The 15,114-nt window shown below is 41.7% G+C and carries 12 protein-coding genes, 1 tRNA gene and 3 pseudogenes; 3 read left to right on the plus strand and 13 right to left on the minus strand.

Annotated elements, in window-relative coordinates:
- Positions 1–129 precede the first annotated feature (129 nt).
- The 10 genes and pseudogenes from tnpB to dnaK all read right to left on the minus strand — a co-directional run bounded on the left by tnpB (position 130) and on the right by dnaK (position 8,595).
- Positions 130–348: an IS66 family insertion sequence element accessory protein TnpB gene (tnpB, locus tag CZ367_RS10370; RefSeq protein WP_237581685.1), complete on the minus strand. Its 219-nt coding sequence runs from the start codon at positions 346–348 to the stop codon at positions 130–132.
- Between the two features lie 274 nt (positions 349–622).
- Positions 623–1,642: an IS3 family transposase gene (locus tag CZ367_RS10375; RefSeq protein ID WP_144005979.1), complete on the minus strand. Its 1,020-nt coding sequence runs from the start codon at positions 1,640–1,642 to the stop codon at positions 623–625.
- A 5-nt stretch (positions 1,643–1,647) separates the two neighbouring features.
- Positions 1,648–2,025 (minus strand): transposase, encoded by a 378-nt coding sequence (locus CZ367_RS10380; RefSeq protein ID WP_077196803.1) that lies wholly within the window; start codon positions 2,023–2,025, stop codon positions 1,648–1,650.
- 21 nt (positions 2,026–2,046) lie between these two features.
- A pseudogene (locus CZ367_RS10385) lies at positions 2,047–3,177 on the minus strand (VapE domain-containing protein); the annotation flags it as partial.
- An 11-nt stretch (positions 3,178–3,188) separates the two neighbouring features.
- A pseudogene (locus CZ367_RS10390) lies at positions 3,189–3,544 on the minus strand (helix-turn-helix domain-containing protein).
- A 99-nt stretch (positions 3,545–3,643) separates the two neighbouring features.
- Positions 3,644–4,390 (minus strand): mobilization protein, encoded by a 747-nt coding sequence (locus tag CZ367_RS10395; RefSeq protein WP_077196804.1) that lies wholly within the window; start codon positions 4,388–4,390, stop codon positions 3,644–3,646.
- A gap of 14 nt (positions 4,391–4,404) precedes the next feature.
- Positions 4,405–4,893, minus strand: coding sequence for a site-specific integrase (locus tag CZ367_RS10400; RefSeq protein WP_084793509.1), 489 nt, complete (start codon positions 4,891–4,893; stop codon positions 4,405–4,407).
- Between the two features lie 167 nt (positions 4,894–5,060).
- A pseudogene (locus CZ367_RS10405) lies at positions 5,061–5,903 on the minus strand (site-specific integrase); the annotation flags it as partial.
- 13 nt (positions 5,904–5,916) lie between these two features.
- Positions 5,917–6,474, minus strand: a complete 558-nt coding sequence (locus tag CZ367_RS10410; RefSeq protein ID WP_036855272.1) for a helix-turn-helix domain-containing protein — start codon at positions 6,472–6,474, stop codon at positions 5,917–5,919.
- Between the two features lie 207 nt (positions 6,475–6,681).
- Entirely contained in the window at positions 6,682–8,595 is a 1,914-nt protein-coding gene (gene dnaK / locus CZ367_RS10415; protein WP_077196805.1) for a molecular chaperone DnaK, read from the minus strand.
- Positions 8,596–8,989: 394 nt separating this feature from the next.
- Between dnaK and CZ367_RS10420 the strand changes: the two genes are divergently transcribed.
- Complete coding sequence (locus CZ367_RS10420; RefSeq protein WP_077196806.1) at positions 8,990–9,415, plus strand: HU family DNA-binding protein; 426 nt, start codon at positions 8,990–8,992, stop codon at positions 9,413–9,415.
- Positions 9,416–9,801: 386 nt separating this feature from the next.
- Here the strand turns inward: CZ367_RS10420 and CZ367_RS10425 are convergent, their stop codons facing one another.
- From CZ367_RS10425 to rsfS, 3 genes are all read right to left on the minus strand, one after another.
- Positions 9,802–10,665, minus strand: a complete 864-nt coding sequence (locus CZ367_RS10425; protein WP_077196807.1) for a phosphatidate cytidylyltransferase — start codon at positions 10,663–10,665, stop codon at positions 9,802–9,804.
- Positions 10,666–10,678: 13 nt separating this feature from the next.
- Positions 10,679–12,760 (minus strand): ATP-dependent zinc metalloprotease FtsH, encoded by a 2,082-nt coding sequence (ftsH, locus tag CZ367_RS10430; RefSeq protein ID WP_077196808.1) that lies wholly within the window; start codon positions 12,758–12,760, stop codon positions 10,679–10,681.
- A gap of 71 nt (positions 12,761–12,831) precedes the next feature.
- Entirely contained in the window at positions 12,832–13,191 is a 360-nt protein-coding gene (rsfS, locus tag CZ367_RS10435; protein ID WP_077196809.1) for a ribosome silencing factor, read from the minus strand.
- A gap of 195 nt (positions 13,192–13,386) precedes the next feature.
- Here rsfS and CZ367_RS10440 point away from each other — a divergent pair.
- Positions 13,387–13,457 (plus strand) — tRNA-Gln (locus CZ367_RS10440).
- A 570-nt stretch (positions 13,458–14,027) separates the two neighbouring features.
- Positions 14,028–15,053: an IS110 family RNA-guided transposase gene (locus CZ367_RS10445; protein ID WP_077196551.1), complete on the plus strand. Its 1,026-nt coding sequence runs from the start codon at positions 14,028–14,030 to the stop codon at positions 15,051–15,053.
- The last annotated feature ends 61 nt before the right edge of the window (positions 15,054–15,114 follow it).

The raw sequence follows: 15,114 nt of genomic DNA on the forward strand, positions 1-15,114 counted from the left end.
GATTATAGTTGACTATTGATCCTTATCACTGATATTTGTTGACAGAGTCATTCTTATAACTGCCCAGGGTTGACTGGAGGGCGTAGCCCGGAAGTCAACCCTGGGCATGGCTGCAAAGGTAAACCATTCTCAGGGATTATACAAAAACTTTGATTCTCTTTTNCCACAGCGTTCCCAGTGCAGCAATTTAATTCGGTTACGGGCTCGATTGTAGAAAACGTAGACAACACCATCAGAAGGATTGAAGTCATTGCGGCGTACCAATTGGGACAGGCGAAGAATACCCTGACGCATATCCACAGGAGTGCAACAAACCCGAAAAACATTTGTTTCGTTGAGTACAAACATAAGTTTTTCGGGCAAAGGTAGTAAAGTAAGAATGTTACACAAAGGCGGCTAATATTGGATGCTTACAAAGGATTGGGAACAATCTTGCGTATATGATAGACATACATTGGATTGCCGCCTATCCTTTTGGATTTCCGCAAGAAACTGTAGTTTCCTGATTTTGGTTGACTACTTGCTTGTCTTAAGTCTTGATAAAGTTGACTCAGTTAAACATTAAAACTGATTATAGTTGACTATTGATCCTTATCACTGATATTTGTTGACAGAGTCATTCTTATAACTGCCCAGGGTTGACTGGAGGGCGTAGCCCGGAAGTCAACCCTGGGCATGGCTGCAAAGGTAAACCATTCTCAGGGATTATACAAAAACTTTGATTCTCTTTTATATGAATCTCCCTAAAACTTGTCCATCTCTTAGTAATTTCACCCACACATAAAGCAGCTTCTTTGGGTGTCATCATATCGATACTCATGTGTGGACGTTCTTCGTTGTAGAACCGTACCGCAGATGAGACAGCCTGGGTAACTTCATCGATATTACGGAATGTCATTCCCCTGAGTAGTTCATTCTTCATCGTGTTGTTGATTCTCTCTGCCTGAGCATTGTCCTTGGGGTCTCCGCCCTCGGTCATGCTTATCCGGATCCCGTGCTCCTTCAGGATTGCCACGTACTTGGCGCTAGCATACTGGCATCCTCTGTCGGAGTGATGGATGAGGTTTACGTCTTCTTTGGAAACATCTGCAATCCTGCAAAGTGCCATCTCAAGAGCCTTGATGGGATATACCGCATCAAGCGTCTCACCGACACACCAGCCGACTATCTCCTCGCTATAGGCATCAAGGATTAATGACAGATAGCAGAAGCTGTAATGCTCTGCGTCTGTCCATATTGTCATATACGTGATGTCACTTACCCAGAGACGATCAGGTGCCAGAGGTATATATTCCTTTATTAGATTGGGGAACACGGAGAGACCATGGGTAGAGTCTGTCGTGCGTGGTTTACGCATCTTTAGGCGGACCTTCAAGCCATACTTGTCGACAATGTCAGCAAACCGGTCACGTCCGAGCGGATGATTGCCTTCAAAGCTTTTGCGATACATATACCACAGCTTGCTTCCGCCTATACCCGGATCCTTCTTACGGATTTCTTTGATGTAGGACACGGCAAACTCCTCACTTGCAATCCTCTCAAGAAGACGGTTCTCGTCATACTTGTAATAAGCCTGCTTCGTGAAGCCAAACAGCTTGCAGAGACTCTCTATCTGATAACAGCGAGAGTCTTCTGCATGCAGGTTCTTTACTGTTTGGCGCCAGCTTTTTTTCGGATGGAAATGTTGAACTGCTTCTCTGCAACGTTAATCAACTCGTTGAAAGTATCAGCACGAAGTGATTCGTGAGTCAGTTCCTTCTTCAAACGTGCAATCTCTGCCTGCAAGTCTTTGATCTCTGTATTCTCGGCATCTGCAATAGGAGTTCCAGAATGGATGAATGTTCGACGTTTCATAATGACTTTGACTTGGTTTTCACTTGCAAAGTTACGAATCCATCTTGAAATTGTTGTCTCTCCAACAGGAATGATTCGAGAAATTTTTGTGCGCCCCAAACCCTCTTGGGTATAAAGACGAATTACTTCATCGTAATACTTGTTACGTTTCTCACAATTGTACTTCCACATAATTGTTGATTTTGCGAGTCAACTTTTTCTAGGGAAAGACAAACCAGCCTTTTTCAAGGCTTCTCCCATTCTCCTTTCACTTAGGTTAAGCGTCGTATATCCACGCAAATAGTTTAAGATTTCAGAAGTGGTCATATAACTCTCTTCAGTTGCTGCTGGCTTTTCCATGCCTTTAAGAAGCATTTCATACTCAACAGTCTGCACTTGAAACCCTTCGCTCTCTTGATGTAGTTCGGCTATTTCCTCTTCATTGAACCAATAATGATAATCAACTCTCCACAATTCAACTGCTTCGGAGTACACCTTGTTGATATTAACCTCTTTAGCAGCATCAATATCAATGTGCTCAACCTCAAAAGGTAGAAAGCGACGACTGCCTGTCGGATCCGTCAGAAAATCATTACCATTAACAGATGCCATAAAGCTTGCTAAGTGAGGATACTCTTCTATGTAAGTGTCGTATGGTCTACGATATTTTACTCTTGGTGTCGTTATCAGATTCTTCAATTCATTTTCATCTCTCTTATTGAGTGCCTTTAGCTGGTCGTCAATATTGATAAAAAGATATTCTGCGATCAGTGTTTGTACATCTTTTCCTTGTGGGTCAATCTTTCCTGTGAAAAGATAACTCTTCAGTTCTTCTGGACAGAGTAAATCAAGGAAAGTTGTTTTGAATTTTCCTTGTTCACCTGTAAGAACTAAACATGTATGATTACGACACTGTAAATCATCCATAGCATTGGCTACGACAGCAACAAGCCATTTTACAAAATAATGCTGCCATTTATCAGGATTTCTCACCACAACACAATTTGCCAACCTTATGATTTCAGATTCATCTTCACCTTTAGGCTTTGGAAGATTCAACAAATACTCACGAATCGGGTTAACTTTATTGCAAAAATCGCTCTCCAATATTGCTCGAATATTATCTGCTGGAGTATATATTCCCAAAGTCCCATCTACCAGCCGACGCATAGAATTAATATCATACTTAGTAAGAGGACGAAATGAAGTATTAGAATCTTGTTCTCGAAACTCTGTTCTACTTTTAACTGTATTAAAACGAAAAGCATAATGCTCTTTCAAGAATTGCTCTATGCGTTCATTCTTAGATTGCTTGGCTCTCCCTTCAGCTCTTTCCTTTTCCATAATACATATATTTATAAAAGGGAAGAATCAGAATGTTTCTCAGAGATAAAAGTTTTTGCCTCCTCGTTGATTTCGGCAACAGTCTTTTTCTTACCTCCTTCAATCCATGCCAATAACTCATCTTCAAAAAATAGAGATGCTTACCATTCTTATAACAAGGTAGTAAGCGTTTTCGTACTAAGGTGTAAACTGTTGGCTTGGCTTTCCCTATTAGTTTACACGCATCATCTATTCCAATAGGAATACGTTTGGGAGGGACAATAGGTTTTTGTCCTTTATATACTAAATTCTTGATTTCAGCAACTTCGCTGACTAAGTGAGCAACTGCCTTTGGCAAGTTCTCAAAAGTGATTTCATTTTGTACCATAATACTTGTTATTGATTTTTACGGTGCAAATGAAAAAAGTGTTTCCTCTGTGTCCTAAGACACTGAAGAAACACTATAAAAACACAATAGGTTTGTGTGTTATTCTGTTATTTGTCGGTCTGAAAGGCTTTGTACAATAGGTATAGTGCCTTTCTTCTCATCATCACGGAGATGGCTTTTTATGCTTCCAACTTCCACATCTTTGAATGTAATGGCAAAAACCTGTTTGAGGAACTGCGATATTTCATCTTGTTTGCCAACTCTAAAATGGTTCCATATATTCCAACCAAAATGAAACAGGTCTAAGGCAACTAAACCTTTTATATTAATTGGTTCAACGTGCGATAAGGGAAGCTTAGCGGAGTACAACTCTATATATTCACAAAGCTTGAGCAAATCTTTATCTGAAACATAAGGTGCGAATTGCTGTTGAGTATATTTAATAGCTATAGCACGTTTATCTTGTACTTTCTGGTCCATTAACTTTTGTTGCTGTTGCCGAATTGAGTCAAAGTCCATTGATTGTTGCTGCTGCGCGGAAGATGGACTGCCAACGCCGTCTACTACTTGTCCAGCCCCAGCGTCGGACGCATTATCATTTGTTTTCTCTTCTTGTTTCTTTGGAAAGAAAAACTTGACTAATGCTGTAAATAGTCCCTCTGCCAAAATAGACAATATAGAATAAATGATGATGCCTATGGCAACAACACTCCAAAAGACTATTTGTGCAGTAAATTCATCAACCCCTAAACGTAAGGCAACCACTCTTGCAAACAACGCAATGATGACACAAACAACAAGAACGGACAGATATACTACAATATGTTCAAAATATTTGGTATTCATATTATGTTGTCGAATTAAGTTTTATCATTTTCAATATCTATTTGAATAGCATTGGCTGCTTTATTTTTCTTTTCATCGACAACCTTTGCATATACTTGAGTTGTTTTGACATTTGTATGCCCAAGCATCTTGCTTACAGTATAAATGTCTGTTCCGTTTGCAAGTTGAAGGGTAGCAAATGTGTGCCTAAAGCAATGAAAGCTGAGGTGTTTCTGAATACCAGCTTTTTCAATCCATGCCCTTAATGGACGAGAAATCCAAGAAGGATTTGGTAACCCTTCAAAAACAAGTTGTTCTGGTTGTCTTGGCTCTCCGCAAAGCTTAAACGCCTGTTCCGAGATAGGCATATACTCTACCCCTTTTGTCTTTTTCTGAGTAAAGAGAAGTTTAGCTTGGTTTCCTTCTATGACTATTTCATCCCATTTTAGTTTTTGAATTATTGCTGTCCGGTAAAACTTTTTGGTGGCTATCTGTGTTAGTAAAAATAGACTTAAACTTATTATTTCTTAGAATTATCGGTTATTATAGGTCTTTTCTTGTCAAAATAAGTGCATTTTATAATGCTTACAGTTTGAAACTGAAAACCAAGCCCCTGGATGAGTAAAACGGCTGCAATACCGATGGATAAAGAGATACAGAGCTTTCAGTTTATTTTTACCGGACAGCAATATTTTTGAATATCGCAATGTCTTAGTCCTGTCAGAGCTGAGAATAGTGCTGCACGTTTAAGTACATCACGTTCACAAGGGGTATTAGCTAACTTATTCAGTTCATCAAGAGTTAAGTATTCCCTTCGGGATTCTTGTTCCTGTATGCCTTTGATTTTTGCAGATAAATCTATAGTCAAATATCCGTCTATGAATGCTTGTTTGAGTGCAGCCTTAAAAATAGAAAAATACGTGGAAGCTGTGTTTCGTGATATTGTCCCTTTTTTACTTCCACCGCAAGGAGCGGATAACAAGAAAAACTTGAAATCTTCTGCCAATCTATTATCTATCTGTGAAAAGAGTAGCGTGTCTCCAGCAAACATTTTCAACAAAACATGTACTCGTTCCCAGTTTGTTTGAATTGAAAGGGAACTATTACGGTGTCGCTTGTCTGCCACTTTATCAAAGTATTTGATGAAATTCTGTTGCAATCGTTCTTTCTGTTCTGCTTGTGCTATTTCTGTGTCACTATACAAACTTGCATTATCATATTCACGCTGCCTTAGTTTTCTAACACTATCTGCATAAATACAGGCCTCTTGATCTATCTCACTTTTGCACAAGATAATTCCATTCAAATCTCGTTTAGGTTTGAATGTTTGGGTTGCTTCTGTTGTACGAGCAGTTCTACTTTTATCCCAAATAGGAGTTGTAATAGTTCGGTTTAGATACTCTCGAACTCTCTGTGGAGAATCTTTGCCAGCTACCCTCACAGGATAGCTTTCTATATACAGGTACCATTCTTTTCGATAGGCACTCTTTCGCAATCGTACTGTTGCCTTTGTATTATCAAGTTCTTTTCTCATCGTATGTCGTGGGTTAGTGTTTATACAAATTGTCTATCTCTGATTTCGGGGCATAGACGTAATTACCAATCTGCCTTGTTGGAATAGAATATTTGCGAATATGCAGATATACAGTACTATCATGGATGCCAAACTTCTTGGCTATTTCCCCAATCGTATAGCAATCTTCAGGCTCAAGCCGATAAGTCTTAACTTCCGATTTTTTCTCTTTCCTTCTTTCATCGTAAGGACGTAGATTAAAGCGTTCTTGTAAATCAGATTTGCAAATACGTATCATCCTTAGTCCGAGGTTATAATAACGAACTTGTTTATTCCTGATTAAGCGATAAAGGGAATCTCGTCCAATATCAAATAATGCAGTTGCATCAGCTATTGAGAGATAAGGCTGGTCCTTTGGAACTCTCGCTGCCTTTTCTCTTTTCAATGCATCCAACTGTTCTTCCTTTTTCCTTTGCTTATATGCTGCTTGAGAACAGTTCTTAGAGCAGTATTTGGAGGTTAGCGTCTTTGCAATAAAAGATTTACCACAAATTTCGCATTTCCGCTCTATTTGAAATTTTGCACTAGCCATACTATTTGTATCTATTTGATTATCAATTTATCTTTTAAATTAAGTCGCAATTTATCTCCCATTAAGTCGCGGCACAAATATGGTACAAATATAAGCACAAAAACGATTAAAAACGATAATATTTAATTATTATTAAGAAATAAAAATCCCAGCAACTTATTATGTTACTGGGATTTACTTATTTTTGATTAGCGTTTATTAGCACTTTTACTTCACTTCCTCAAAGTCGGCATCTTGGATTGTGTCGTCTTGTTTTGGTTGTTCTTGCTGACCGTCTTGTGCGCCATTGAAGCCTTGGTCTGCGCCTGGTTGTGCGCCTGCACCTTGATACATTTGCTGGCTTGCAGCTTGCATTACGGTGTTGAGGTTGTTGATAGCTGTGTCGATTGCAGCTACATCGGCAGCCTTGTGAGCGTCTTTGAGTTGCTGGAGAGCTGACTCAATGCCTGGTTTTTGGTCGGCTGGTATCTTGTCGCCATTGTCCTTTAGGAAGTTTTCGGTGGTGAAAATCATTGAGTCGGCTTGGTTGAGCTTGTCTATCTTTTCACGTTCTGCCTTGTCGGCTGCTGCGTTTTGTTCAGCTTCGGCCTTCATACGGTTGATTTCGTCGTCGCTCAAACCGCTTGATGCTTCGATACGAATGCTTTGTTCCTTGCCCGTAGCCTTATCTTTTGCAGATACACTGAGGATACCGTTTGCGTCAATATCGAATGTTACTTCGATTTGTGGCACACCACGGCGAGCTGGTGCAATGCCTGTAAGGTTGAACTGACCGATGCTCTTGTTTTGTGCTGCCATTGGGCGTTCACCCTGAAGAACGTGGATTGTTACCTCTGTCTGGTTGTCGGCAGCGGTTGAGAATACCTCGCTCTTCTTGCAAGGAATGGTAGAGTTGGCATCAATAAGTTTGGTCATCACGCCACCCATAGTTTCGATACCGAGGGTCAATGGAGTAACGTCGAGCAATACGATGTCGCCCACACCACTTTCCTTATTAAGAATAGCACCTTGGATAGCTGCACCAACGGCTACCACTTCGTCAGGGTTTACGCCCTTTGAAGGTTCTTTACCGAAGTAGTTCTTTACCAATGTTTGTACGGCAGGGATACGGCTTGAACCACCTACAAGGATAACTTCGTCAATATCAGATGTCTGCAACTTTGCATCACGAATAGCGTTTTGGCAAGGTACAAGACAAGCCTGAATTAAGCTGTGTGCCAACTGTTCAAACTGTGCACGTGTCAAAGTCTTCACCAAGTGCTTTGGTACACCACCTTCAGCTGTGATGTAAGGAAGGTTGATTTCGGTAGATGTTGTGCTTGAAAGCTCAATCTTTGCCTTCTCTGCTGCTTCCTTCAAACGCTGCATTGCCATAGCGTCTTTGGTGAGGTCGATACCTTCGGCAGCCTTAAAGTCGTTAGCCAACCAGTCGATAATCACTTGGTCGAAATCGTCACCACCGAGGTGAGTATCACCATTGGTAGACAATACTTCGAACACCCCGCCACCAAATTCAAGAATAGAAATATCGAATGTACCACCACCGAGATCGAACACGGCAATCTTCATATCCTTGTTTGCTTTGTCTACACCATATGCGAGGGCAGCTGCAGTAGGTTCGTTTACGATACGTTGAACGTTCAAACCAGCAATTTGACCAGCTTCTTTTGTAGCCTGACGTTGTGAGTCAGAGAAGTATGCAGGTACGGTGATAACAGCGTCAGTTACCTCTTGACCAAGGTAGTCTTCAGCAGTTTTCTTCATCTTCTGCAACACCATTGCAGAGATTTCCTGTGGAGTATATTTGCGGTCGTCAATCTGTACACGTGGATAGCCACCCTCGTTTACAACGTTGAAAGGCACACGGTCGTTTTCCTTACTACATTGTGCGTAGGTTTCACCCATAAAACGCTTGATTGAGTAAACGGTCTTTTGTGGGTTGGTGATAGCCTGACGCTTTGCAGGGTCGCCAATCTTACGTTCTCCACCTTCTACAAATCCTACAACAGAAGGTGTTGTGCGCTTACCTTCGCTATTTGCTATTACAACAGGCTCGTTGCCTTCAAACACTGAAACACAAGAGTTTGTTGTTCCTAAGTCGATACCAATAATCTTTCCCATAGTTGTTTTATATTTTATTTTTTGTTGTTATCTATTTTGTTTTTGCAGCCCCTAATCGTATTGCTGCTTCGCTTTTTATATTGCAAACGATATGCCAAGCGTGCCAAGGGCTTATATTTGTGCCATCTTGTCAGTATCTGTACTTTCTTACCCTTATATTTTGTCATAATGAACGTTTATTTGCCTATCATTCTACAGTTTTAGTTTATTTGTCTGTCTATAGAACCATTGTGTTTTGTTGGTTTTATTTCTTAGGATTGGTTGATAAAAAGGGTATATTGGCAAAATAGATTAATTTCTCATCCAAATTAAGCTATTGAGAATTTGTGTATTAGCTTATAAAAACGTATATTTGCAAACGAAATTTATTATTTACATATTAACATCAGTAAATATGGCAATCAGTATCAGACTACAACAAAGCAAATTTAAAGAAGAAAACCGAGGAGGAAAATGGCACGCACGTGTTGTGAGTGCAGGAACAACTACTACTGAAGACCTTGCAGACGCTATTCAAGAAAACACAACCTTTACACGTGGCGAAGTTACAGGTATCATTATGTCGCTTGTTGACGAAATTAGCTACAGTCTAAGCCAAGGCAATACGGTTGTACTGAATGGTTTGGGGCGTTTTCATCTTACAGTAGAAAGCGAACCTGTGGAAAACAAAGAAGACTTTGATATAAAGAAGAATATCAAGGGCATCAAGTGTAAGTTTCTTCCAGCGAGTCGTCGCGACCCTAAAACTCGTAAGAGCACACAAGACTTTGCATCGGGTGTGCAAGTAGTGTGGGCAGACCCTGAAGATGAGGAGGATTAATAGCCATCCATCATTAGGCTGGACAGACTTACATACTTGTTTTAACCTAAATCGGTTATTAGCCCGCAAAGGCTTTTTAAAGTGTTTAAATGTTATGCTTTTCTTCGTCTTTGCACCTTATTTTGGCTCTTTTCGTTTGTTTTTTCAGTTGTTTAGCTCGCTAAACGTCTTCAAAAACAACCCAAAATAGCTCAAAATAAGCTCGCAAATCTCGAAGAAGTCTAACGACCGATTTGGGTTTAACGACAGATTTAGCTTTAATCTACACACCGCACGCTATGTATATATAATAAGGTAAGCATAGCACGAGAAGAAAACAAACAACGAGGGCTGACACTTCTTAGCAAGATGTCAGCCCTCGTTGTATATTGTTTTCTATGTTCTGTTTATATCATTGCGAGTGCGTAAAGATACACCACAGCGGCAGGAATAGCCATCAATGAGGAGTCGAAACGATCGAGCATTCCGCCGTGACCTGGCAATATATTTCCACTATCTTTTACACCCAAGGTGCGTTTGAAAAGACTTTCTACCAAGTCGCCCAACGTGCCAAACACCGACACGACGATACCTAAGCCAATCCATTCCACGATGCTCATTGTGTTGCCTTGTGCAGGATTGTCGACGAAGTAACCAATGGCTGCTGCCACAAGGATAACAAAGACGCCTCCACCTATGCTGCCTTCCCAAGTCTTTGCAGGGCTAATGCGAGGAAAGAGTTTATGCTTTCCGAGGAGCGAACCAGCACAATAAGCTCCTGTGTCGTTTGTCCATAGGAAGATAAAGATGCTCAATGGCAATAGCAAGTCGATGGTTTTATTTCCGTGTGCATCGTATTGGAAAGCCAAAATATTCATCATTGAGAGTGGTAGAGCGATGTACATCTGTCCAAACATTGTGTATGCCCAATTCATAATTGGGTTTTCGTTCTTGAGATACAGCTCTGCTATGATGAGATAAATAATGGTAAGAATGTAAGGAACGAATACGCTAAAGCCTTCTACAAAGCCTAAGCGCAGTCCTGCCAATGCTACAAAGAAGTAGACACCTGCAACGGTAGAGATAAATCGATTGACACTTACGCCCTCTATTTCCGAAACCAAGCCTGTGTATTCCCATATTGTTAAGCCTGTAATTACGGCAAATAGCACCACCATATAGTGCGGAGCAAGGAAACCTGCCACCATTACAGCCACAAACAATGCACCAGTGATGGCACGTGTAACGAGGTTTTTCTGTTTCTCTGTCATTGCTTTTTCTCTTTTATGCTTTATCGTTGTCCACTGATTTTGTACTTACGCTTGCTTCATCGCCTACTTCTGCAGCCTTAATAGCTGCTTCGTGTTCGGCTTGTGCTTGGCGCACACTCTCTGGCATATCCTCAAGTTTGAGTTGCTTCTTTTCAGCTTCATCAGCCGCATCCATCAACTCTTGTGTGCGACTCACCCACGGACGTTTGCCAAAGATTTCCTCTACATCTTCAGCCATTATCACTTCACGTTCAATAAGCAATTGTGCCAATCGTGCGTGTCCCTCCTTGTGTTGGGTTAAGATTTCTTTTGCACGAGCATACTGTCCGTTTACCATCTTCAGCACCTCTTCGTCTATCACTTGTGCAGTGGTTTCAGAATAAGGCTTTTGGAACTCTTGTTCGTTGCTGTAATAACAGATATTTGGCAATTTGTCGCTCATACCAGCGTATGCTATCATTCCGAATGCACTCTTTGTTGCACGTTCAAGGTCGTTCATAGCACCTGTAGAGATAAAACCTGTTACCAATTCTTCAGCTGCACGACCACCAAGGAGCGAACACATTTCGTCCAACATCTGTTCTTTGGTCGTGATAGGGCGTTCTTCGGGCAAGTACCACGCTGCACCTAATGCTTGTCCACGTGGCACAATGCTCACCTTTATCAATGGATTGGCGTGTTCGCAGAACCAACTGATAGTGGCATGACCTGCCTCGTGTAAGGCTATGGTGCGCTTTTCGGCAGCTGTGAGTATCTTTGTTTTCTTCTCTAAGCCACCAATAATACGGTCTACCGCATCAAGGAAATCCTGTTTGCCCACTACTTGTTTGTTGTGGCGAGCTGCAATAAGAGCCGCTTCGTTACATACGTTTGCAATGTCAGCACCTGAAAAGCCAGGAGTTTGTCGTGCAAGGAGGTCTATATCCAAGTTGTTGTCCAATTTTAATGGGCGGAGATGCACATTGAATATCGCTTTACGTTCAGGTAAATCAGGCAAATCGACGTGTATTTGACGGTCGAAACGTCCTGCACGCAGCAATGCCTTGTCCAACATATCCACACGGTTGGTGGCTGCAAGCACTATCACACCGCTATTTGTACCAAAACCGTCCATCTCTGTGAGCAAGGCGTTCAATGTGTTTTCGCGCTCGTCATTTCCACCCATAGACGGATTCTTTGAACGTGCACGACCTACAGCGTCAATCTCGTCAATGAAGATGATACAAGGCGACTTTTCCTTAGCTTGGTGGAACACGTCACGAACACGACTTGCACCCACACCTACGAACATCTCTACAAAGTCGGAACCACTCATTGAGAAGAATGGCACACCAGCTTCGCCAGCTACAGCCTTAGCCAATAGCGTCTTACCCGTTCCAGGAGGACCTACAAGCAATGCACCCTTGGGAATTTTACCACCCAAGTCGGTGTAACGTTGTGGACTCTTCAAGAACTCCACAATTTCCTCTACCTCTTGCTTTGCGCCCTCTTGTCCTGCTACATCTTTGAAGGTTACGCCCAATTCGCCAGCCTTTTCGTAAAGTTTAGCTTTCGATTTGCCAACGCTGAACACACCACCAGCGCCAGAGCTACCTCCACCGCTCATACGGCGCATAATGAGTACCCATACACCGATGAGGAAAATCCAAGGTCCAAAACTAATGAGCAAATCCATCATTCCGTGCTCATTCTTGTTCTCATAGCTGTAGCTTGAAATCTTTTTGTGTTGTATAGCTGCGTTTAGGAATGTTTCCAAATTGTCTATCGAGCCAACCTCAACAGTGATATATGGACTCTTTCCCACTTGGTCGGCCCCTTTCTTAAACACCTCACGTATGTGTTCAGGGTTGACATACATTCTAAGAATACTTTCTTTTTTATTCACTACCACGCGTGTGGCATAACCCTTATTGACATAGGTTTTAAAGGTTGTGTAATCTTTCTGCATACCTTCGCCACCTGCAAGCAAGTTTTCTGCTCCGCCTGTAGTGAAAAATACTAATGCCATTACAATAGCCATCACGTAGAGCCAAGTCATATTAAACTTGGGCATCTTAGGCATATTGGGCTTGTTGTTGGAATTTTGATTGTCCATTTACGCTTGTTTTTTTGTTAAAGGCGACCATTGCGCCATCCGAAAAGCTATACTCTCGCCGCCGAAAAGGATTAGTCTAAGTCGGGCAACTCGGTAAGTTGGGCATCTTCCCAAAGGTGTTCGAGGTCGTAAAACTCACGAGTTTCGGGTGTGAAGATATGCACCAATATGTCTGAATAATCTATTGCTACCCACTGATTATTTCCCAATCCAGCGCAATTGACAGGCTTTTCGCCATTGTGTTCACGTACGTAGTCGCTCACCGACTCTGCTATTGCTTCCACCTGCTGTGGTGAATTGCCGTGACAAATTACAAAGTTTTGGCAAATCGTGCCGTCAATCTCTGAAAGGTCTGCAATAACTATGCCATGCCCTTTCTTGTCTTGAATTCCTGTAACGATGGAATCCACTAATTTCTTTGTTTCGTTCATTAAAATCTTTATATTATAAGGTGCAAAGATACTCAATAAAGGATAGATGCACAAAATATTCTACCAAAAAATCTGCCGAAATGGCAGAACAGAACGACAAAGAAAGACTTTTTAAGAAAAAAACTTCTCTTTTTTTTGTTCGTTTCAATGAAAGATAGTAACTTTGCACTGCAATTCAAAGGAATTGTGGCTTATTGGGATATGGTGTAATGGTAACACTACAGATTCTGGTCCTGTCATTCTTGGTTCGAGTCCGAGTATCCCAACATCGTTTTAAAAGGCTAAGCAGAGGTTCTGTTTAGCCTTTTTTATATCCCAAACTTTCGTCTTTCTGGGTTGTGAGCCAAAACTTTTCAGAGTCGCAAGTTTAACCCAAATCGGTCGTTAGACTTCTTCGAGATTTGCGATCTTATTTTGAGCTATTTTTGGTTGTTCTTGAAGACGTTTAGCGAGCTAAACAACTGAAAAAACAAACGAAAAGAGCCAAAATAAGGTGCAAAGACGAAGAAAAGCATAACAGCTAAACGCTTTAAAAAGCCTTTGCGGGCTAACGACCTCTAAGTTTGCAGAAGAATGCGACGCAGTCGCATAAACATTAAATAATCAAGGTAAAACTATGATTGCTAAAGACAGTTTCGTACCTTTGTTGTAAAAAGGTAGAATCGGTCTGTCGAAGAGGTAAACCAGCTAACGACCCAGCTAAAAGCTATAAATCGTTTCGGACCTCATCGACATAGTTGCAAAGACCAGATAGAAAGTTATCGACACGAAGCCTATTTAGAGTTCCAGTCCATACAACTATCGACCAATTCTACTTAATAAAATTGTACAAATATATGAAGAATTTATTTATCGGAGTTGATTTTTCGAAAGAAAAAGTTGATGTGGCTATCATTTTTGCAGACGGTCTGACAGAAACGGCCCCAAGAGTGTTCAACGAGTTCAAGACAACAGTGTCTGGCTACAAGCAACTGGTCAAGTGGGTGGAGAAGAATTCCTACGGCATCGATCCTTCCCTGTGGCTCTTCTGCGGTGAAAATACTGGCGACTACAGCAAAGGACTATGCAACTTCCTCTACGGCAAAGGCTACGACATGTGGCTTGAGAACGCCAAGAGCATCAAGGACGCATCAGGTCTCAGACGATTGAAGTCTGACCGCGCCGACGCCTCGATGATTGCAGAATACGCTATGAGAAATCACGACAAAGCCGTTATGTACGAGCCACTTAGCGAGTCACTTGCACAACTACGAGAGCTGTTTCTGTATCGTCAAATGGTGGTACGCCATAGATGCAGCTTTCAGGTGCGTAGAGGCGAGAAGAAGCTCACTATGGAGAAATCGCCTATCAAGACGATGATCTCGCAGAGCGGAAGGCATATCCTGTCAGAACTCAACAAGGAAGTAGAGAAGATAGACAAGCGAATCGCCGAGCTCATTAAGTCGGACGAAGAGCTCACCGAGGTGTTCACAATCGTGACCTCGGTGCCTGGCATAGGAACGCAGAACGCTGTCTGTCTGATGGTGTATACAGACAACTTCCGTCGTTTCAACTACGACTCGCGCAAGATTGCCTGCTATTACGGCTTAGCCCCATTCGGAAAAGACTCTGGCACCAGTGTGCATTCTGATCCGCATGTACATTATATGGCGAACCGCCAGATAAAGGCCATGCTGACACAAGCTGCACTGGCTGCCGTCAAATTCAATCCCGTTATGGCGAGGTACTATATGCGCCTCGTGGAACGCGGAAAGAAGAAGCAAGTTGCATTGAACAATGTCAAGAACAAACTTGTGCATTTGGTCACTGCAATGGTTAGAAACCGCCAAACATTCACCCCTGATTATAAAATCTCAGCATAAATTGAAAATAATGGTCAAAACATTTGGATTTTAACATAGAAAGCGATTTGGGCTTAAATCT

This window comes from Prevotella ihumii (assembly GCF_900155655.1).
Classification (GTDB): domain Bacteria; phylum Bacteroidota; class Bacteroidia; order Bacteroidales; family Bacteroidaceae; genus Prevotella; species Prevotella ihumii.